This is a genomic window from Chlorobium sp., from assembly GCF_021740465.1.
Classification (GTDB): Bacteria; Bacteroidota; Chlorobiia; order Chlorobiales; family Chlorobiaceae; genus Chlorobium.
The window spans coordinates 64,628-84,693 of the sequence record NZ_JAIOZR010000007.1 but is presented as its reverse complement, the minus strand read 5'-3'; the positions used below and the strand labels follow the sequence as shown (position 1 = coordinate 84,693).

17 protein-coding genes, 3 tRNA genes and 1 pseudogene are annotated in these 20,066 nt (G+C 49.7%); 11 read left to right on the top strand and 10 right to left on the bottom strand.

What is annotated here, in order from left to right; all coding sequences use genetic code 11:
- Window positions 1–114: 114 nt before the first annotated feature.
- Window positions 115–1,608, bottom strand: coding sequence for an IMP dehydrogenase (gene guaB, locus K9G39_RS05070; RefSeq protein ID WP_292003850.1), 1,494 nt, complete (start codon window positions 1,606–1,608; stop codon window positions 115–117).
- A 210-nt stretch (window positions 1,609–1,818) separates the two neighbouring features.
- Here guaB and K9G39_RS05065 point away from each other — a divergent pair.
- The 3 genes from K9G39_RS05065 to K9G39_RS05055 all read left to right on the top strand — a co-directional run bounded on the left by K9G39_RS05065 (window position 1,819) and on the right by K9G39_RS05055 (window position 2,615).
- Window positions 1,819–1,909: transfer RNA gene (locus K9G39_RS05065), tRNA-Ser, on the top strand.
- Between the two features lie 520 nt (window positions 1,910–2,429).
- Window positions 2,430–2,512, top strand: a tRNA-Ser gene (locus K9G39_RS05060).
- Between the two features lie 13 nt (window positions 2,513–2,525).
- Window positions 2,526–2,615: transfer RNA gene (locus tag K9G39_RS05055), tRNA-Ser, on the top strand.
- A gap of 395 nt (window positions 2,616–3,010) precedes the next feature.
- On the opposite strand, the gene K9G39_RS05050 is transcribed toward K9G39_RS05055, so the two are convergent.
- From K9G39_RS05050 to K9G39_RS05040, 3 genes are all read right to left on the bottom strand, one after another.
- Complete coding sequence (locus tag K9G39_RS05050) at window positions 3,011–3,463, bottom strand: hypothetical protein (protein ID WP_292003849.1); 453 nt, start codon at window positions 3,461–3,463, stop codon at window positions 3,011–3,013.
- A 115-nt stretch (window positions 3,464–3,578) separates the two neighbouring features.
- Complete coding sequence (locus K9G39_RS05045; RefSeq protein WP_292003848.1) at window positions 3,579–4,877, bottom strand: type II toxin-antitoxin system HipA family toxin; 1,299 nt, start codon at window positions 4,875–4,877, stop codon at window positions 3,579–3,581.
- 203 nt (window positions 4,878–5,080) lie between these two features.
- Complete coding sequence (locus tag K9G39_RS05040) at window positions 5,081–5,671, bottom strand: pentapeptide repeat-containing protein (protein WP_292003847.1); 591 nt, start codon at window positions 5,669–5,671, stop codon at window positions 5,081–5,083.
- A gap of 127 nt (window positions 5,672–5,798) precedes the next feature.
- Here K9G39_RS05040 and K9G39_RS05035 point away from each other — a divergent pair, with 127 nt between their 5' ends.
- From K9G39_RS05035 to K9G39_RS05015, 5 genes are all read left to right on the top strand, one after another.
- Complete coding sequence (locus tag K9G39_RS05035) at window positions 5,799–6,278, top strand: hypothetical protein (protein ID WP_292003846.1); 480 nt, start codon at window positions 5,799–5,801, stop codon at window positions 6,276–6,278.
- Between the two features lie 68 nt (window positions 6,279–6,346).
- On the top strand, window positions 6,347–7,195 hold the full coding sequence (locus K9G39_RS05030) for a hypothetical protein (protein ID WP_292003845.1): 849 nt from the start codon (window positions 6,347–6,349) through the stop codon (window positions 7,193–7,195).
- Window positions 7,196–7,359: 164 nt separating this feature from the next.
- The gene (locus tag K9G39_RS05025) at window positions 7,360–8,082 is read left to right on the top strand and encodes a hypothetical protein (RefSeq protein ID WP_292003844.1); all 723 of its coding nucleotides are present in this window, start codon (window positions 7,360–7,362) and stop codon (window positions 8,080–8,082) included.
- A gap of 762 nt (window positions 8,083–8,844) precedes the next feature.
- Entirely contained in the window at window positions 8,845–9,243 is a 399-nt protein-coding gene (locus tag K9G39_RS05020) for a nucleotidyltransferase domain-containing protein (protein ID WP_292003843.1), read from the top strand.
- Window positions 9,244–9,707: 464 nt separating this feature from the next.
- Window positions 9,708–10,520 (top strand): hypothetical protein, encoded by an 813-nt coding sequence (locus tag K9G39_RS05015; protein ID WP_292003842.1) that lies wholly within the window; start codon window positions 9,708–9,710, stop codon window positions 10,518–10,520.
- A 36-nt stretch (window positions 10,521–10,556) separates the two neighbouring features.
- Here the strand turns inward: K9G39_RS05015 and K9G39_RS11155 are convergent.
- A pseudogene (locus tag K9G39_RS11155) lies at window positions 10,557–10,682 on the bottom strand (recombinase); the annotation flags it as partial.
- A 1,012-nt stretch (window positions 10,683–11,694) separates the two neighbouring features.
- On the opposite strand from K9G39_RS11155, the gene K9G39_RS05010 reads away from it, so the two are divergent.
- Window positions 11,695–12,060 (top strand): hypothetical protein, encoded by a 366-nt coding sequence (locus tag K9G39_RS05010; protein WP_292003841.1) that lies wholly within the window; start codon window positions 11,695–11,697, stop codon window positions 12,058–12,060.
- Between the two features lie 709 nt (window positions 12,061–12,769).
- Here K9G39_RS05010 and K9G39_RS05005 read toward each other — a convergent pair.
- The 4 genes from K9G39_RS05005 to K9G39_RS04990 all read right to left on the bottom strand — a co-directional run bounded on the left by K9G39_RS05005 (window position 12,770) and on the right by K9G39_RS04990 (window position 16,956).
- On the bottom strand, window positions 12,770–13,741 hold the full coding sequence (locus tag K9G39_RS05005; protein WP_292003840.1) for a KamA family radical SAM protein: 972 nt from the start codon (window positions 13,739–13,741) through the stop codon (window positions 12,770–12,772).
- Window positions 13,742–14,222: 481 nt separating this feature from the next.
- Window positions 14,223–15,374 (bottom strand): ATP-binding protein, encoded by a 1,152-nt coding sequence (locus K9G39_RS05000; protein WP_292003839.1) that lies wholly within the window; start codon window positions 15,372–15,374, stop codon window positions 14,223–14,225.
- A 120-nt stretch (window positions 15,375–15,494) separates the two neighbouring features.
- The gene (locus K9G39_RS04995; protein WP_292003838.1) at window positions 15,495–16,364 is read right to left on the bottom strand and encodes a UbiA family prenyltransferase; all 870 of its coding nucleotides are present in this window, start codon (window positions 16,362–16,364) and stop codon (window positions 15,495–15,497) included.
- A 163-nt stretch (window positions 16,365–16,527) separates the two neighbouring features.
- The gene (locus K9G39_RS04990; RefSeq protein ID WP_292003837.1) at window positions 16,528–16,956 is read right to left on the bottom strand and encodes a hypothetical protein; all 429 of its coding nucleotides are present in this window, start codon (window positions 16,954–16,956) and stop codon (window positions 16,528–16,530) included.
- Window positions 16,957–17,272: 316 nt separating this feature from the next.
- Here K9G39_RS04990 and K9G39_RS04985 point away from each other — a divergent pair, with 316 nt between their 5' ends.
- On the top strand, window positions 17,273–18,358 hold the full coding sequence (locus tag K9G39_RS04985) for an alkene reductase (RefSeq protein ID WP_292003836.1): 1,086 nt from the start codon (window positions 17,273–17,275) through the stop codon (window positions 18,356–18,358).
- Window positions 18,359–18,405: 47 nt separating this feature from the next.
- On the opposite strand, the gene K9G39_RS04980 is transcribed toward K9G39_RS04985, so the two are convergent.
- On the bottom strand, window positions 18,406–19,143 hold the full coding sequence (locus tag K9G39_RS04980; protein WP_292003835.1) for a DUF2934 domain-containing protein: 738 nt from the start codon (window positions 19,141–19,143) through the stop codon (window positions 18,406–18,408).
- Window positions 19,144–19,383: 240 nt separating this feature from the next.
- Here K9G39_RS04980 and K9G39_RS04975 point away from each other — a divergent pair, with 240 nt between their 5' ends.
- The gene (locus K9G39_RS04975) at window positions 19,384–20,064 is read left to right on the top strand and encodes a DUF1847 domain-containing protein (protein ID WP_292003834.1); all 681 of its coding nucleotides are present in this window, start codon (window positions 19,384–19,386) and stop codon (window positions 20,062–20,064) included.
- The last annotated feature ends 2 nt before the right edge of the window (window positions 20,065–20,066 follow it).

The window sequence follows — 20,066 nt, the reverse complement described above, 5'->3', positions numbered from 1 at the left end:
TCTATTTATTGTCAGAGAGGATCCCGACACCGTCGGGAAAGATGGCTGGAGTTCCGACTTTGTCGGGACAATACAGCAATCGGCTTCGGAACAAATAAACAGAGGTGTCCTGTGTTACATCGATGTTGAATAGTTCGGCGCCTCCTTGGTGATCTTGACGTCGTGCGGATGGCTTTCGCGCAGGCCGGCCGATGTGATGCGTACGAACTGCGTATTCGTTTTCAGCTCACCTACCGTTCCCACGCCGCAATAGCCCATGGCCGATTTCAGCCCTCCGATAAGCTGGTAGACCACCTCGTCGAGTTTGCCTTTCGACGGGATGCGTCCCTCTATGCCTTCCGGAACATACTTTTTCGATTCGCTCGATGCGTCCTGGAAGTAGCGGTCGCTGCTGCCTTCAGGTTCCGACATGGCGCCCAGCGAGCCCATGCCGCGGTAGGTCTTGAACCTTCTGCCTTCGTAGAGAATGGTTTCGCCGGGGCTCTCGTCGGTACCTGCGAAAATGCTGCCCATCATCACCGAATCCGCTCCGGCTGCAAGAGCCTTGGCGATATCGCCGCTGTATTTGATGCCTCCATCCGCGATGATCGTCGTACCGGTTTTGGCGGCTTCTTCGGCACAGTTCATGATTGCGGTAAGCTGCGGCATGCCTACGCCGGCAACAATGCGGGTCGTGCAGATACTGCCCGGTCCTATGCCCACCTTCACGCAGTCGGCACCGGCCTCTACGAGGTCCCGCACCGCTTCGGGTGTGGCCACGTTGCCGGCGATGACCTGCAGTTTCGGATAGGATTTCTTGATGGCTTTCACCGTATCGATAACGGCCTGGCTGTGTCCGTGAGCCGTATCGACAGCAACCGCGTCGACTCCGGCCTCCACCAGCGCCCTCACCCTGTCGAGCGTGTTTTCCCTGATGCCTACCGCTGCGCCTACCCGAAGGTGGCCCTGGCTGTCCTTGCAGGCGTCGGGAAACTGCTTGCGCGTCTGGATGTCCTTAAAGGTGATGAGTCCCTTCAGGTTATTTTCGTCATCGACGATCAGGAGCTTTTCGATCTTGTTTTTCAGCAGAATCTGTTCTGCGGATTCGAGATCGACATCCTCCCTTGCGGTGATAAGATTCCTGCTGGTCATGATGGTCGCGATCCCGGCATCGAGCGATGGCTTGATGCGAAGGTCGCGGTTGGTGACGATCCCCTTGAGCTTCTTTGACGGATCGCCCTCGTAGGCAGGCTGTTCGATGACCGGAATGCCCGAAATGGAGTGGCGCAGCATGAGATCGAGCGCATCCTGCATGGTGGCGTCTTCGTAAAGGGTGAAGGGATCGCGGATGATGCCGCTCTCGTAGCGCTTCACCTTGGCGACTTCGCGTGCCTGCTCTTCGATGGAGAGGTTCTTGTGTATAATGCCGATGCCGCCGGAACGGGCCAGCGCTATGGCCAGTCGCGACTCCGTTACGGTGTCCATGGCCGCACTGACGAGCGGTATTCTCAGCTCTATGGATTTCGTGAGGCGGGTCGCAACCCTGGTCTCTTTGGGAAGTATGTTGGAATATGCCGGAATCAGGAGTACGTCATCGAACGTGAGCGCTTCGTAAAGGATTTTCGTCATCGTAAGGCAGGTTTAGATTTGCTGCTGAATTGAATCTGCCAATTTACGAAAAGTGCCGGGACTATGGCAACGTTAATCACTGTTAAAGCGCACATGAAAATTTGCCGGTGAGGCGTCAAGCGCCATAAAAAAGGGTGCTTAGCCGCATTTTTATCTGGAATGCGTTTTTGAAAAGTCAAAAGAGAATGTAAATTACAGGCCATTTATTACGGAGAGGTCGCATAGTTGGTCTAGTGCGCTCGCCTGGAAAGCGGGTAGGGTGTAACAGCCCTCGAGGGTTCGAATCCCTCCCTCTCCGCCAGGAAAATCAGTACCGAGCAATGAGTGCCGAGTGCTGAGTGAACAAGGGAAAAAGGCAGGAGAGAGGGAGGGTGAGAACCCTCGACTGGGTTCGAAAACGGCTTCAGGCCGTTTCGACGGCGAGCGAAAGCGAGACCGCCCCCGGCAATCCGGGGGTGAGGGCGAAAAGCCCGAATCAATCCCTCCCTCTCCGCAGAAGACCAGAGTCAAGTACTGAGTGCCGAGTACTGAGTGAAAGGCCGGAGAAAGGCAATGAGAGGGAGGGGTGAGAACCCTCGACCGGGTTCGAAAACGGCCTCAAGCCGTTTCGACGGCGAGAGGAAGCGAGACCGCCCCCGAAGGGGGTGAGGGTCGAAAGGCCCGAATCAATCCCTCCCTCTCCGCCAGGAAGAAATTTCAGCTCCGGAGGAGCGGCGTATCGGTAGCGCAGGGCGACAGCCCAGGGGAAAAATCCGGTATTATTTTTCTCTGGCATTTTTCCCGCAATTCGCTATCTTTGATGCCTGTTCTTCAGGATAGCTGGAGGATTAGCCTAATTGGTAAGGCAGCAGTCTTGAAAACTGCCGGGTTCACGCCCATGGGGGTTCGAGTCCCTCATCCTCCGCACAACATTTTCAGGAGAGGTGGCCGAGTGGCTGAAGGCACCGGTTTGCTAAACCGACGTAGTTCGTAAAGGGCTACCGAGGGTTCGAATCCCTCCCTCTCCGCAACAAACCCCGCACCAGCGGGGTTTTTGCATTATGGGAGGGGTGAGAACCCGAAAGGAGGGTTCGAAAACGGCCTCAAGCCGTTTCGACGGCGAGCGGAAGCGAGACCGCCCCCGAAGGAGGTGAGGGTCGAAAGGCCCGAATCAATCCCTCCCTCTCCGCAAAACAGCAGTCTACAGCTGTCTTATGTAGTCCGAAAAGCCCTGATTTTACAGGGCTTTTTTTGTTTTTATGTCTGATGTTGTCTGAATTGGTTTTGTAAAGGCCAATGTTTTTGGGGGTATTTTTGGTGGTAGATGCTATCAAGGGGATTTCGAATACCATCAAGACAAAATTTGAACCGATGCCAAAACGGATTCCCTCTCTTTTGCATTAAGGGAGGGGTGAGAACCCGTTTATCCGCCACCCAGCTTCGCGTACTCCGCTCTCAACTGCTCTCCGGCCTCGCCCGCGATGAGCAGCACGACCGGGCAATCCTTTATGTGTACAACCCCGTATTTTCCGAACAGGTGCTTCTGTTCGCCGACCGACTCTATCGCCCTCCAGGGGATGAAAAGCGGCGGGGAGAGAAAGCGGAAGATGAAGAAGATGCCGAGATGCACCCCTCTGCTGTCAAGAGTCACTGACAGGCAGTTCCGGTAGCTGACCGGTAAGAGCCTGAATCGCCTGATGAACCCTGAAGCGAAACGGAACTGCTTTCCGGTAGATGGTTCGGCGCCCTTAAACCGTTCGGCAAGGAGCGACCATCCGCTCAGTTTCGAGAGCAGGGCGCTTACTCCGATCCACAAAAGGGCGAACACGGCGATCAGAAAAACCGGCAGCAACATGAAAAAAGATGTATCCATCATGCTTCGGTTGAGCTATTGTCGTCAACGGATCGAGGGAAAGGCCGGGGATGCACACCGGCAAACAGTGCTTCCTGGCGTCTTCGCATGGACGCGAACCCGGACGCAGGCCTTATGTTCAAGGATTTCGCAGGGCATCGAGTACGTTTGAAAAATCCTGCCGGATGCGGAGCGCGGCTTCGGGCGTAATCCTTGCGGCAGCGGCGAACTCCGGCCAGCGCCCGACGGCCTCGGCCACTTCGCTAAGGATGCTTTCATGGTACGGAACCCTGAAGCGCTTTCCGACCATATCGAAATCCTCTCGTGAAATATCGCTGAACTTCCCGTTGACCGACATCCGGTGCCGGAACTTCCACTCTCCGTAAGGGGTGAACGCGTGCGTCAGGCCGCAGGCCGGGGAGAGCGACCAGTTGCCGGCAGGCTCCATGAGGAACGAGAGCTTCCGGGTGTGATCGTCGCAGTTGGCCGCAAGCACGTTGAACACCATACGCCGGAAAGCCTCCTGCATGGCCGTTTCCGGAAGCCTAAGCGCCCCGACGGTTTCGAAATACCGGTCGTAATCGTGGGCGTCCCTCCGGGTGAAGTCGAGATGGCACAGGGCGCAGAGGCTCTGCATATGCAGTTTTTCGCCATCCCTGCGGTCGAAGCGGCGGGTCATGAAGTGCGCCCTTCCGTTCTCCTCGAGCAGGCAGCACTCCGTCATGGCAATGCCCGCCGCTTTTGCCATCATCGAATAGGCGTACTCTATGCGTCCTGCAGAGCGGTCGTTTACCGCTTCATCCTCCACGCCAACGCCGTCGAGTTTGATGATCCAGTGCTCGAAGCCCGGTCCGGCCGGCAGTTGACCCGAGCGGATCTCGTCGGTTTCCTCGTTCCACGAGATAACGGCTTTCGGCTGTTCGCCGCCGGCCGACGTGCCGACCTGGAAGAGGTTTGCTGTTGCGGCTTCGGTTTCACGGTCGTTGTGGAAATTTCCCGCAAGCGCCGCGTTCGATGCGGCTACCAGATGGTCTATCTCCAGTTCCTTCGGTTTCGAAAAACGCGGGCCGCGCACAGGGCGGAACTCCAGCGCGCCCATGCCGCTGCTGCCCATGTAAGCGAGCCGGTCAAGCGGCGTGATCGCCTCGGGGGAGAGCCCCTCCTTTGCCAGATAGGTCTCGATGAGCCTGCTGGCGAACCCTTCGGGGATGGAATCGGCAAGCAGGCCGGGGAGGCGCATGAAGGCGGCTTCCGGGAGCAGCGGAAAGGTGTGGACGGCCTCTGCGATCGGCATGGTCAGCGGTGCGAGTTCGATGCCTCCGGCCTGCCACGAGGGGTCGTACCCGAAAATGCAGCAGCCCGAAGCGGCATCCAGGGTAACGGCTCCGACGGTGCGATTCCAGATGCGAACTTCAATGCGGTTGACGGAACGGTACATGGCGAGGTAACTCCGGTTATGTTGGCTGCGCAGGTGCATGGTGAAGCCTGCAGGATAACGATTATTGCCGAGATACAAAGCCCGTATCGGGGTTGTTTCCCCGTTTTCCGGGTCATCGCCGGTCGGTCGGGTTCAGGATTGCGACGGGCCGGGAATCTCCTTCATGGCCCCAGGTGCATCGGCGAAGAGCGCAGATGCCGAACCTACTCGATCTCGATGCCGTAGGTGTCGAGCAGGCCGACGACCCCCGGCAGGGTGAAGCACGCTTTGCGGAGGCGGTTGGCTTCGGGGTTGATGGAGTAGTTGAAGGCCGTGCGGAAATCCGCCTTTTCGAGGTTCGTGTGGTGAAAGAGGGCTTTCAGGAGGTCGCTCCCGGCAAAAGAGGCTCCCGTGAGATCGGCTTCGGTGAAGTCCGCCTCCTGAAGGTCGCAGTTTTTGAACACGGTCTCTTTCAGGCTGAGCTTGAGAAAGGTCGTGAGCTTCATCATGCAGCTTTCGAAGCGCAGTTCGAGAAGAAAGGTCCTGCACTCGCCGAACTGCACGCCGAGCAGCTTGCACTCCCTGAAGAGCACCTCCTGCAGGCTCAGGTTTTTCACCTTCGCCAGGCTGAAATCGCACCCTTCGAAGGTGCAGTTCCTGAAGGTCACTCCCGAAAGCTCCGCGTTGGTGAAGCCGCAGCCGAGAAAACGGCACTCCTCGTACACGCCGCAGAGCGGGTTTTCTGCATCGAAAACGGTTTTCTCGAAAACCCGGTTTTCGGTAAGCTCGATGTTCGCTTTGTTCCCCTTGTTCATGCCTTCAACTTACCATCCGGAAACCTTTTCTGAAAATCAGTCAGGCCCTCACCGCCATAGTTACATTATTGAGTGAATTGATTCGTATTTTGCACAGTGTTAACACTGAAACCTATTGGTGCAAAAAATGGACAGAAATACAGCGCTTAACCTCCTGAAAGCCATCGCGGCACCGATCCTTGTCGACGGAGGATACTCGCAGTTCGGACGCACGCTCTATGTCCTGACGGACGAAGGACTGATCACCGTGGATTGCCGGGTGTACGACCCTCTGCTCGGCCCCATCGAGTTCTCGCTGCAGCATTATGCGGAAATAAAGGATATATCGAAAGAGAACGAATCGCTCGAAGAGAACGAAGATCTCGACCCCGACGAAAAACTTTTTCTCTTCAACGACGGCAAACCGGGCGTTGCGTACTGGGCATTCCAGCCCCACGACGACGCAGCCCTCGACGACTACGTTTTTTCATCCGACAAAACTGAAATCGAACAGGCATTCATAGAACAGGCGCTCGGCGGCAAGGTCGAGCCGTGGGAGGGTATGAATGAGAAGAAGGTTATCGAGTGGGCTGAGAGGGTTGAGGCGCATGGAGATGCGGGGGAGTAGGCCGTGTGTTTAATAGCTGTTGATTTTTAAATTTGATTGCATTTCTTTTTAAGTAAGTATAAATATATATGAAAAATCATAAAGAGCCGAAAAATATACTTGATTTGGTCGTTGCATCAATTGCAATATTTACGTCTATATTTTTTTTATCTGGCTTTATTTATAATTATTTTTTTCTTTCGTACTTCGGTATTGATGTGGGTAGATATTTTTTAGTTTCCGATTATTTTGAGTCAAGTGTTAGCGTTATTTTTCTTTGTTTAATTTTAGTGCTCTGGGGTATAGTGCCATATTTTTTTGGTGGGATTTTGGCTCAATTAGAGTTTGTGAGGGATAAAAGAGAGTCAGATGCAATTTATTTGGATCCGTGTGAAAGATGTCGTATTGCTAAAGAAAAATATCAGATTATTAATGATAAGTATGAAAAGGTGATGAAAATAAATCATATTTTTGCTTTTGTGGTTTTGATTTATTCTTTGATTATTATGCTCTTAACTGTTTGGTATGGTGGCTGGAATGCATTTATTGGAGAGGTACTACCTTTTTTTTTGTTAATACTTATAGTTTATATATTATATTGGTATTTTGGCAAAGAGAAAGAGTTGCTTGTAAATACAATTATACCTTTTGCTTTGTATCCAATTCTTTTATATATGGCTACTTTTTCGTCAATTATGAATGCGGTAAATGATTATAAGAGAATGGGAGATAGTTTGAGTGTTGTATTGGAGAGAAAAGCTGAGGTGCCGAGAGGAAAACTGTTTTATCTAGCGAGTAGCTCGAGATATATATTCTTTTTGGATCAGCAAAAAAAATCTATAATTATTCCGCGGGAACATGTTGTGTATTATATTGAAAGTAGTGAGTTATTTAATCCGCTAAAATGGATTGTTATAAATGAAGATAAAACTAAATAAAGTAAAAAATGTAGTGGTATTTAATAGGTTGTGTCGATGGTTATCTTATAAAAATATTGGTTTCGCATGTTTTTGTAAGAATACTAAAGAGAGTTTTATAAGGGTGCGGATCAAAAGTTGGGTATTTGATATTATCAATGTCTGTCATAGATAGGAAATAGGTAGTGAATACACAGAAGGTGTTGAAACATCTAGAAAAAAGGAAAGTCATTGCTCTGATTGTAGCAGTAGCATTAAGTATTATTGGTAATGCTGTGTGGGAGTACGCGGCAAAACCTTTATTATTGCTGTCTCGGGATTTATTCCTTGATATCGCTACTCTTGGAACTCAAAGTTTCAAAGATGCGTGCTATCAATCAATTGCCCAAGGGTTTAGTGAATCGGCAAGCTTTAGTCTCCTTTTCGAACTCAACGTTCTCTATATCACTGCATGCTTGTTAATTGCGCTTCATTTTTTCCTGCAATTAAGATCGTTGACCATTCGAGTAACAGAGTTGGATGAAATGCGGAAAAATCTAAGTAAGGTTGAGAAATGCAACCCGGTATCAATCGCTGAAAAACCAACAATAGATGAACAACAACGAGAATTGTTTCGATCGCTTGTCAAGCTCAAAGTTCTCGTGTGGTCATTTGTCTTTCTTGCTGTATTCGCCGTGAGTTTGAAAGTAATGAATGGCGTCAAATATGGCTACGTCCATTCGGCAATTACCCATTATAGGCAAATACTCGTTACGGCTCGTCCTTACTTAACTGAGAATGATTTTCAATTAACTGAGTCTAAGTTTAGTCGGATACGCAATAAAGATGACTATGCTTCAGCATTACGTAGTCTTTATGAAGTCTGTGATAAAAATGGGATCAAGCATTCGACCTTCAACCCATGGTAGTCTATTAACATTGAATGATTTTCATTATAGCCTTGGAGCAATTCCGGGATGTTCCACTGAGCTCTTAATTATTATCAATACTTAGGGACTTGCGGATATACATTTGTGGAATAGTTTACACGTGCCGGAAAATGCGAAATGTCTTATTTGTGGCCCTTGCACTCCGGAAAACTGCCTGAACGATTCGTTCGGCTTCGGGATTCAGGAGGTCGTTTTGTCCCGGAAACGTAGCGGTGGATGAGGTTCGACACAAGAGTCTGGTAGGGGATGGGTTGTTTGTGCTACCGGTATGCCGTCCCTACGGGACTGAGGAGAAAAGAGGATGTCTCCCGCCTCGGGATTTAGCGTCCATGCCTTTTCAAAAATAATTCACTGAAAGGATTTGGTGTTGCACATTAGGAAAGTGCTTAAAGAGGCAGAAAACGTTTGTCTTTGCCGTTAACTGCCGATGAATGAATAAGGGAGTACGAGAGAGTACGGGACGCAGTGCAATAGCATAGAATAGAATATTCTGTTTTGCGGGTAGTAAGCCGTATTGTGCTGGTATAAGTTTTTGAAAACTTCAAAACGATAAAGCTATACGCTACGAGTATAGAGACTTGACGCACGGGGAAAGCCACATCATTTGATGAGGCGGGATTGGCTTTTTTTGTGTTGTGATGCGCGACGCACTGATTGAGTGAGGCGCATTGAATATATTTCAAAGGTAGTCATACTTTGTTATCGAGGAGGTGGAGAATTATGGGAACAGAAGATAAGCGCATGGCGACCGAGTCAATTGATATTCAGATCCGGAAAGTGCTTGAACGGCATAACGCCATCCGTTTGGCGCTGTTGTTTGGCTCATTGGCCAAAGGTACCGCTCACAGTGAAAGCGATCTCGATCTGGCGGTCGGTGCGGATCATCCGCTCGACGCAGATGAAACCATGAAACTGATTTCCGACCTTGCAGAAGCATTAGGTCGCCCTGTTGATCTGATCGACCTGTCAACAGTTGGAGAGCCTCTGCTTGGCCAGATCATTGCAGGAGGACGAAGAATCGTTGGCAGCAATTCGCTCTATGCCGAGTTATTGCTCAAACATCTTTATAATCAGGAGGATTTCGTGCCTTATCAGAGAAGAATTCTCAAGGAGCGGAGGGAAGCATGGATTGGCCGTTAATTCATGATTTTCAAGGCGTAGAGAGGATACATTTCATGATCGGTCTCGATAGTATGCCAAATGTCAATCGCGATCCTGACCAAAAAATCTTTCTCCGAGCCATGGAAGGGTAAGGATGAGAAGAAATTAATCGAATAGGCGGAGAGAGTTGATGCGCGTGGGAGTGCTGTGAGAAGGCTGGTTTTTAAATAGTTGTTATTGTTTTTGCTGAAGGATTGCCCTAAGAGCCAGCAATCAATTTAGGATAAAGCTCAAAATTTTTGAAAAATAACACATATATCTTTTCGGTTTGGATCACTATACTTGATTCGTTTGCAAAAAGGCCTGTTAAGCGTTTGTGCAAGATATGTCTTTTCGCGTTTGACGATGAAATCATTGCATATGAAACTGTGCTTGATGCCTGTAAGTAGTTGATTGATCTGGCTAATCACTAACTAAAGAAATATTGAACGAAAATCATTTATGTGATGATAATCAAATCCATAGAAGAAGTCGTTCGCGAACGCATAATAGAAGCATCGGAAGTAGCGCTTACACATTTTCGCAATGCAGTGCGCACGATTTATGGCGTATCAAGCAAAGGAAATCCAACGCACAGTGGGTCAGCAATTTTTCTCCAGTTACAAGATATTCATTACCTTGTAACTGCCGCTCATGTAATTGACTGGAATTCCTCGATGACACTGTACCTTGGTGCTGACACCTTTGATGCGCTCCAATCAGAACTGCTCATCACTGTTGCTCCAGAAGGTGATCGACAAAAAGATCACTTTGATTTCGCTGTAGTGCCTTTGGACTCTGAAATCATATCCAAGCTTTCTGGTGCAAAATTTATTACTGAAAATGAAATCAGCCGTTCCATCGAGAAAACCAATGGAAGAATCTATACGTGTCTTGGATATCCTAATTCAAAAAACAAGGTTAACTCGTACAAGGACACGAAAGTACAACCCTCTCTTGGTATCTATACGAGCCTCGGTAAAACTACTGACTTTCTTGAAGAAATAGCCACAGATCACGACCATATCCTAATCGATCACGATACACAATATTCCTGCGATGGTTCAGGAAATCAGATTAAATCGATGGATCTCCACGGCTTCAGCGGTGGCGCAATTATCGATGTTGGCCGAATCTCTCCAGATACACTCAATTCTAACTTAACTCCAAAGCTTGCTGCTTTATTTATCGAGGTAAGTAATAAGAAAAATAACAGAAAACAGTGCATACTTGGAACGCGTCTTAGCACAATTTTAGGTGGAATTCAAATGCAATGATCCAGCAAGTTCGCAGGATAAAACCAGAGTTTCTCGTCACAATTTATCACGCCGCACCGGATTCGTAGACGTGTAAATAACTGTGTGCTGAATGTTCCGGTGCCCAAGGTAATCCTGAATGGGCTGAGTATCCGCTTCCTGATAGGCCAGAACATATCTGCAATCCTTTCTTTATCTGGATACAAGATAGGGCTTTCGATATCCACCTGCGATAATTGAAAACCACAACTTTCAGAAACATACAAGCAATACCGTGGAACGTCAGTAAAAGAAAATACAGGTGACGGGCAGCGTTTCGACAGATCTTGGTGGCCTCGATGAGCTTGACTGCCTTGTTAAAAAAAAATAGCTATTTGAAACTGAACAAAGCATGCTTTATATACAGGTTGTATTTCTTGTCGTAAAGTAATGCAAGTATTTGTAGAATAAAAATTCCCAATCATGACAGTGGTGACTATCTGTATAATTACAGCCCTTATTTGTACAGGAGTAGGCTAATAGGGGTGTTATTAGCCCATTTAAGTATATTGGTGTTCTTCCAAAAGATAAAACATTTGATTCCTTTATGGCCCGTAATCTCGGTGGTGTAGTGTGTTTGATTTTAATCATAAAATGTTTGGATATGATTACATATGGATATCGAGGAGTTCAGTAAGTTTTTGATGGATACGTAACCAACTGGATCACTTACAGCTATTTCCTAGAATGTGGTCACAACAGGCCAAATGTAGAAATAATAATCGGAAGATGTGGTAATGTAATGCAATGGAATGAAAAAAGCGGAAAGCTATCTGGGTGTTTTAAAGTTTTTTGTATAGTTAAAACAGGTATGCGAAATTATAGGGCGATATTTTTGGTTCCAGTAAATAAGTAGAATTCATGATTATGAAGGCGTTTGGATTTAGCCCTATAAACATTCATCAATTAGGTGCGCAAATAATCAATCCTTTAATCACTGAGGGTCAAATTCCCCGAAGCTTGCTTCGTGAAAGAATAATCTTCTTATGAATTCATACCCCGCTGCTTGCGGCGGGGTAGTTGATTGGTAAAATTTGAATGTATTATGGTAAATACTATAAAATAATAAAAAATATGCTTTTGTTAATCATAATATTATTAAATTATACTTGCTTCTAAGTGTTTTTTGAAAAAATTATATAATAAATTAATAATAATGAAAAATCTGATAAAATACAGTTTAATTGTTTTAAATGTTATTTTAGGCAGTGGTGCTGCAATTGCCGAAGAGTGTAATTATATGGATCTGGAGAAAAATGTAACATTATCTAGTGATAATAGTTATGGTAGGCATGATGGAAAGGGATTATTAACAAGTAACAAAATTAATAATCATTTTACATATATTTTGCATATTGGGAATAACAAAATATATATAGAAATATTGGACAGCCAATCAGGAATGCATAGGGTAAATATTAACGGTAAGTTGGGTATGGCTTTTGAGGTAACAAGAAACCATTGGCAGGGAGCGACGCTTGATTTAAAAAGATCTTTTGAGTGGAATTTTGATAAGCAATAAATGATGACAACGGATTGCAAGTCGTGTCAAGGTTCGCTGGAATTTATGGATAAAAATCTGGGATGTTGAACCATATCTACAATATGTCTGTAATGTAAAGAAGAGTAATCAGATAGGAGTGAGTGGACGGTGAATTTGATTTGGGGCCCGTGAGAGAATTCGGGACGCCTATCCGTATCAAAAATCACCATAACATACATCTTTGGAATAACTTGCAAGCACTGTAAAGTGAGGAATTGTTTCTTGATTGTCTCCCTTGTAATCCGGAAAACTGCCTGAACAATGCGTTCGGCTTCGGGATTCAGGATGAGGTTTTGCCTGAAACGTAGCGGTGGATGAGGCTCGACACAAGAGTCTGGCAGGGGATGGGTTGCTTGTGCTACCGGTATGTCGTCCCTACGGGACTGAGGAGAAAAGAGGATAGCTCTCGCGCCGGGATTTGCGCCCATGCCTTTTCAAAAATAATTCACTGAAAGGATTTGATGTTGCGCCTCAGGAAGGTGCTGAAAGAGGCGGGACTCTTTTGTTTTTGCCGTTAACTCCCGATGAAAGCCCAAGTCCGATTAGAGTGAATATTGAGCAGGTGTTGGTTGAAGAGGGGAATAACGGAAGCATTTCTGTGACCCGGCAGCAGGAAAGGGAGTTGGCGTCGAGGAAAAAGACCCTGACGCCGAAGTTTGTCTGGAAGCACGGCTTATCGATAGCCGCTTCATCCGATAGAGCGGGTCTTGTTATTGTTCTGATCGAGGGTGCTGAGATGCGGAATGCAGAAGCCGGAGGTGGTGTTTTCCAGCTGCCTTATCAGCTTGCGTGCGCTTTCGCCGTCGAGCGTGAAGTGGCGGTTGCCGGGAGAAACGATGCCCCAGGTCGCATAGTAGGGCATAGTGCGATGCTGAACCAGTTTTTCGTACAGCGTTCTCAGTGTGTCCACATCGTCGTTGATGCCCTTGAGTATTGGCCCCTGCTGGAGAAGCACGATTCCGGCATCGGAAAGTCGGTCGAGCACGCTGCACACCTCGTCACTCAACTCTCGCGGATGAATAAAAGAGGTGATCATGACGAGGGGTTTAAACCAGCTGAGCATCCTGATCAACTCATCGGTAAAGATTTCCGGAGCGAATATGGGCGCACGGGTAGTAATGCGGATGATTTCCACATGGGGAATGCAGCGAACTTCATACAATGCGTGTTCCAGACGATCGGGGTTTCCGTACATCGGATCACCGCCCGTGAAGATCACGTCACGGATCGATTCGTTTTTTCGCAGATACTCGATGGCCTTGTCGAGCCGCCGTCCATCAAGAGTTGAAGCGACTTTCTCCGACCTGAAGCAAAAACGGCAGTGGGAAAAACAGGCGGTAGTGTACATAAGCAAAACCTTGCCCGGATAGCGGTGGATGATTCCTTCAACCGGCTGATATTTGGCCTCGTCCCGATGAATATCCACCGCTTCATCATCCGGGTATCGTACCAGCTCTTCGACCGAAGGAATGGCAAGCTTCCTGAGCGGATCGTCAGGATTGTCGCGATCCAGCAACCCTGCATAATGCCTCGTGATTTTCATCGGCATTATCGGCCTGCACTTGCGGATTCCCTCTTTCTCTGCATCGGTCAGCGTGACATATTCAGCGAGCTGCTCCTGTGTGGTGATAATATCGTGTTTCAGGCGCCTCCCGTTCATCGTCTTCTCCAGTTATTGCTTCCATCGAATACCTTATTTTTTGAGGAAATAATGTAGCTCAAAACATTGTTACGTCATCGTTACTTCTCATGTTTTGTTCAAGATAATCATTTCCGGGGTGCTGATTTTGGGACTGTATGTTGAGGGCAAGTTCATAACCACGGCAACGTTTACTTTGGAGCGAGCGCCTGTGTCGCTGCTTTTTTAAACGACAGGTCGGGACCGGTGGGGATGAGTTGCATGTGCTGCCGGCATGTCGTCCCTGTGGGACTCGGGAGAAAAGGGGATGCCTCATGCCGTGATTTAACCTCCATGCCTTTTCAAACCCCGTAGGGGTGTACTGTCGGTAGATAAGCGCGCTCCCTCCTCCCACATCCAGCTCCGCAGGAGCTGCATGAGACTCCGGGGCATCGATCCGGATTCACAATAAGTCTGCAAGGTATTGAAGAGAAACCGGACAGACGCGACAGGCGCGCGCCGTTCAGGGCTCTGCCCATTGTGCGCAGTCGCGCCAGCTCATGACGCTTACCCCGCCTCTTTCGTATGAATCGTCACCTCCGTAGATCAGCCAGGGCTGAAGCGCCTCGTCAGCGGCAAATCGTGCGGCTTTGAGGCCTGAGCGGATATAGTCGCCGGTAATGGTCTGGCCTGATTTTATTTCTATCGGCTGAAGCATTCTGCCCCTTTCAAAAACAATATCGGCTTCGAGCCCGTTGTTGTCGCGCCAGAAGTAGAGGTCGGCAGGAAGTCCTCGGTTATACCGGGCTTTGAGGCATTCGCTGACGATGCATGATTCAAAAATTGCTCCTCTCAGGGGATGAATGGCAAGAAGTTCGGATGAACGGATGCCAAGAAGCCAGCAGGCAAGACCCTGATCGATAAAATAGAGCTTCGGCGTTTTTACGAGCCTCTTTCCGAAGTTTCTGTAGTATGGCGGAAGCAGATGAACAAGGTAACTCGATTCGAGCACCGAAAGCCATGAACGGGCGGTTGTATGGGAAATGCCTGTTTCGCCCGCAAGAGCATGCAGGTTCAGCATCTGTCCGTTTCTCCCTGCACAGAGGCGCACAAAGCGCTGGAAGACCGACAGATCCTGAATTTTTATGACCTGCCGGACATCCCTTTCGATATAGGTTGCCGTATAACTTGAAAACCAGTCGCCATGCAGCATGTTTCGGGCATGAAGGGCGGGATAGCATCCCTGCAGGAGCAGATGGTCGAGAGATATCGAATGCTCGCCAACTCCCGGTATTTCCGACAGCGATAACGGGAGCAGCGTGGTCATGCCCACGCGGCCGGCAAGCGACTGGCTTACTCCGGAGAGCAGTCCGAATTGCTGTGAACCGGTTACGATGAATTTTCCGGGAACCGGCGCTTCGTCAACCATGCCCTGAAGGTACGAAAACAGATCAGGCCAGCGTTGCGCCTCATCGAAGATGGCTCCATCACGGAACCGCTGAAGGAATCCTTTCGGGTCTTCCATCGCGAATGCCCGTTCTGCCGGATCTTCAAGCGTAACATATGGCTTGCCGGCAAAAACGGATTTTGCCAGCGTTGTTTTTCCCGATTGCCTTGGTCCGGTTATCGCAATAACAGGAAATGCGTTGGCCAACCGCTGAAGGGTTGCTGTCATGTTTCGATAGATCATAGGAAATTATACAATTTTAAAGTTGAAAATTCAAATTGTATAAAATGTATGGATGGCGAGGAACCCGGACGGGGAGGCGTTGACTGTTGCGATGAGGAAAAAAGGTCAGTTCGAGTAAAAAGCGATCAGCCCGAAGGAGACAAAGAGCACGGAGGCCAGAAGAATGGTATAGTCGCTGATTTTGCGCATGAAGGCCGTTTTGTTCTCCTTGTACAGGCTTGCGATTACGATGACGGCGACATTGTTCGCCAAAAGGAAATAGGTGGATGATGGAAGGTTTTCCGCGTTGGTGAAGTAGAGCAGGAGCAGTCCGCTTATCAGGCTCGTCAGGATGAGAAACCGCTTTGTTTGCGCGAAGGAGAGCGTGTTGGCGATTGTTTTGATGCCGCTCATAAGGTCGCCCCTGTGGTCGCGCATGTCCCACATCACCTCCACGAAAAACGCGCATATAAACACATACCCCCAGCAGATCCAGGCTTTCAGCGACAGTGCCTCGCCTTCGAAAAACAGGGGAAGAAAGACGAGGGCGGTGGCCCAGTCGATTGGAGGGGTGAGGTTCTTGACGATGTAGATGTCTTTCAGCCGCCGGGCTCCGTTCAGGCGACGGGAGAGGAAGGACGGAAAGCATTTGTGGTTGTACAGAAAGCCGATGAGGATGACGAGCGCCGTCGTCAGGAACGCAGACAGCCCGAACTGAAAGGCTATGACGAGCGAAACCAGAGATAGCAGGTAGAAGGTCGCGTAGGTGATAAACGCTTCGTGCCGGAGGGCGTTTTTCAGCCCTTCGGGGTCGTTCGTGGCGTCTTCGCCTTCATCGGTAAGCCGGTTGTCCTGGTAGATCGAGAAGGTCAGAAAGAAGACCGTCAGAACGGCCCACAGGTTGACCGGAATATCGAAATACACCGACCAGCTCGCGGCTCCGAGAGAGGAGAGAAGCGACAGATGCAGTTTGTTTCTGAAGAAGTAGTGCGGCACGTCCTGTTCTTCCTTTCGGTTTGTTTGTAAAGGGCACCTCTGTAACGATTCCGTCCGACTTGCATTTTGATCGCTCATCACACTTTACAGAGTGTGCCCTTAAGGTATTTCCGTGCCGGTGAAACACGTGTTCCTTTAATGGAACGGCCGGCGACCCATTGTCCTATTGTGCCATCGGCGGGAATTTGCCGGGGTCGATAACGAACCAGACCTCGTTGAGTTTATGGCCTTTCATATCGCCCGCCTGCTGGTCCATGGCGTAATAGTAGAGCGGATAGCCGCGGAAGGTGTTCTGTTTTTTCCCGTCAGGCCGGTCTATGGTACCGAAATCGGTTGCCTTGAGGGATGGAGGAACGGTGAGCATCGCGCCGCTGAAAAAGGCCGGCCACTTTTCCAGACAGGCACCGGCGCAGTTGCTGGTGTTTTTAGAATCTTTTTTAAACCAGTAGAGCGTTTTTCCGCTGCCGTCGGCAAGATAGCTGCCGATTCCCTCTTTCTGCATGACCTTGACGTTCGTATCTGCAGCAATAGCGGAATGCTGAACGATAAACATCATCGCGGCGCTAAAAATAAACAGCACAATCTTTTTCATAATCTTCTCCCTTCGCGTTTTAATGGATTGAGTACGTATCATCGGGTACTGCATTTCAAGAAAAGCCCTGACTGCCGGTATTGATTATGGGGGGAAGCAAAATCATCAGGTGAGCCAGACAATAAAAACAGCCCGGAAAACGTAAAAAGTTTCCATTCCGGCAGTTCTGCTTCGAAATATAAAGCGTTTTCTCGGAGATATCGGCACTATGCGACGGCGATGGCCATGTTGAGTAACCCCCCCGTGCTGAACCCTCAGGTTCATAAATGTGTTAAAAGGTAAATATCCGAAACATTCACCGTTGAGGACTTTTACCATGTCGATACTTTTCACTTCAGCCGCACTCGGCCCGATGGCGCTGCAGAACCATATGGTGATGTCGCCGATGACCCGCAACCGGGCAACCGGCAACATTCCCAATGCGCTCATGGCTGAATACTACGACCAGCGCGCAACTGCCGGACTCATCATCACCGAGGGGACCTCCCCTTCGCCGAACGGCCTGGGTTACCCGCGCATTCCGGGAATATTTTCCCGGGAGCAGATCGAGGGATGGAAAGCCGTTACCGGAGCGGTGCATGAAAAAGGCGCGAAGATTTTTCTGCAGATCATGCACTGCGGGCGGATAGCCCATCCGCTGAACATGCCCGGGGGAGCCCGCGTGCTTGCCCCTTCATCCGTTGCGCCCGCCGGCACGATGTACACGGATGCCGAAGGGCTGCAACCCTTTCCCGTGCCGGAGGCCATGAGCGGGGAGGATATCCGCTCAACCGTTGCCGAATATGCCGATGCTTCCCGCAATGCCCTGGCGGCAGGGTTCGACGGCATCGAGCTGCACGGGGCGAACGGCTACCTGCTCGAACAGTTCATCCGTCCCAATACGAACCTGCGTACCGATCTCTACGGCGGTTCCATAGAAAATCGTGCGCGCTTTGTGCTCGAAGTGGTGGGTGCGGTGATCGGGGCCATTGGCAGGGAGCGGGTGGGCATACGGCTTTCACCCTTCGGAGTATTCAACGACATGCCGCTTTACGCCGCAGTGGAGGAGGAGTACGGCTTTCTGGCCCGGCAGCTGGACGCTTCCGGTCTCGCCTATATCCATCTCGTCGACCACTCCTCGATGGGCGCTCCCGTTGTGCCGGAGAGCATCAAGGCGACCTTCCGCAAGTGGTTCAGGGGCTCGTTGATACTTTCAGGTGGTTACGATGCGGAGCGGGCCGAAAACGATCTGGAAGCGGGCAGGTGCGATCTCGTGGCTTTCGGAAGGCCTTTTCTTGCCAATCCCGATCTTGTCGAGCGGTTGAAAACCGGAGCGGAGCTGAACACGCCCGACATGGATACGTTCTATACACCAGGGCCGAAGGGGTATACCGACTATCCGGCCATCCGTTCCTCCGTTTGAAGCCGGGGGGTTACCGGAGGAGCAGGTTCGTGCACCTGCAGAGCGGGTTACTTCCGTTCGAACATTGCCCAGACGACCCTGTCGGACGTCGTATAGGCTTTTATAGCCTGACAATCGTCATACCGCCACAGTCCGGTTGCAAGGTTGTATTCCAGAGATTTGCACCATATGGTTTCACCCGAATCATTGACGATTTTGTATGGTATCAGAATTTCGACATTGGTCGCATTGGTCGCTCCTGAGATGTAGGGAGGGTAGTCGGGGCCGGTTCTGTGCGTGGGGGCGAACGGGTTGATGGTGCCGTTCAGCGCGTCACGAAGGGACTCGTTTGCATAAATGGCGGCATCATCGTCGTTCAGATAGAAGCAGTTGGCTTCAATTTCGCCCCAGTTTTCCGCAACGGATCCTGTTTTGAATAAAACCAGAAAATTTCCGAACGATCTGGGATAGCATTTTTTGAAGTCGCGCAGGATGTCGGTATCGAGTGTGCCCAGTACCCGGAAATTATCTATCCAGCGCAGCTTCCCGTCTTCGCCACCAAAAGAGATTTTGTTCTGGTAATCGTTTCTCGGGCCTATCTTAAATGGCTCATAAGGAGTGTTCAGGGCGCGATCAGGGTGTTCTCCCTGCGCCTCTGCCGATGCGGTTTCGTTCAAGGTTTCCGTCATCAGTTGCCATTCGCTCTCCGTCCAGTCCTCTTCAGGACGATTATTGACGGGAGAGCCCTGCTCCTGCCAGAGTTTGTAGGCAAGCGTCCGGATCTCTTGTTCGGTGATCTTCGCCATGGGCGGTTTTCCTCGGATGTTAAAGGTTAACGGGGCTAAAGCCTCCGGACACGAAATTTATGGGCGCAGCGGAAGATAGCAGTTTCCGGACGGAAAAAAAGCCGTTTTTCGTAGTGAATCAGCAGGAAAAAGAATACTCTGTTGAACTGTCGAGTACAAAAAAAAGGTTTGAATTCGGGTTCTGAAACTTTTCGATTTTATAAAAGAGTACCTGATTTCAGGCAATAATCATTTCTATCAATGGATCGTGAGCATGAAACAAGGAGCGGTGGTTCGCATGATGCGAGCTGTTCGGATTGCGGGTTCCTGAACTGCTATCGTCAGGAGAGCCGGTTTCCGGATTTTTGTCCCGGAGAGAGCCTCGAAGATCAGACGCTCGGGAGCGTTGTGGCCGGTTACTGCGGTGACGAAGCCGATGCCCCTGCAGCGAGGGCGGCAGCGGAGGTCGAGGGGCTCTATTACGGCAAGCTGACCCGTGTCGAGGAGGTGCTTGCGTTTGCCCGTCGCATAGGTGCCCGTAAAATCGGGCTTGCCACCTGTGTGGGCCTGATCGGAGAGACCCGTCTGTTTTCGAAAATCCTCAAACTGAACGGGTTTGAGCCTTATGCCGTGCTCTGCAAGATCGGCTCGGTCGACAAGTCGGAGATCGGCATCGAAGAGGAGCTGAAAATCCGTCCGAATAGCTTCGAGGCGCTCTGCAATCCGATTCTGCAGGCGAAAATGCTCAACGACTGGAAGTCGGAGCTGAACGTGGTGATCGGTCTTTGCGTGGGGCATGACGCCCTGTTCTGCAAACATTCCGATGCTCTGGCGACGACGCTCATCGTCAAGGACAGGGTTCTCGCGCACAACCCGGCAGCAGCACTTTATACCAGCGGTTCCTACTACAAGAGGATTATGGATACGGAGCGAAATCTTTAACA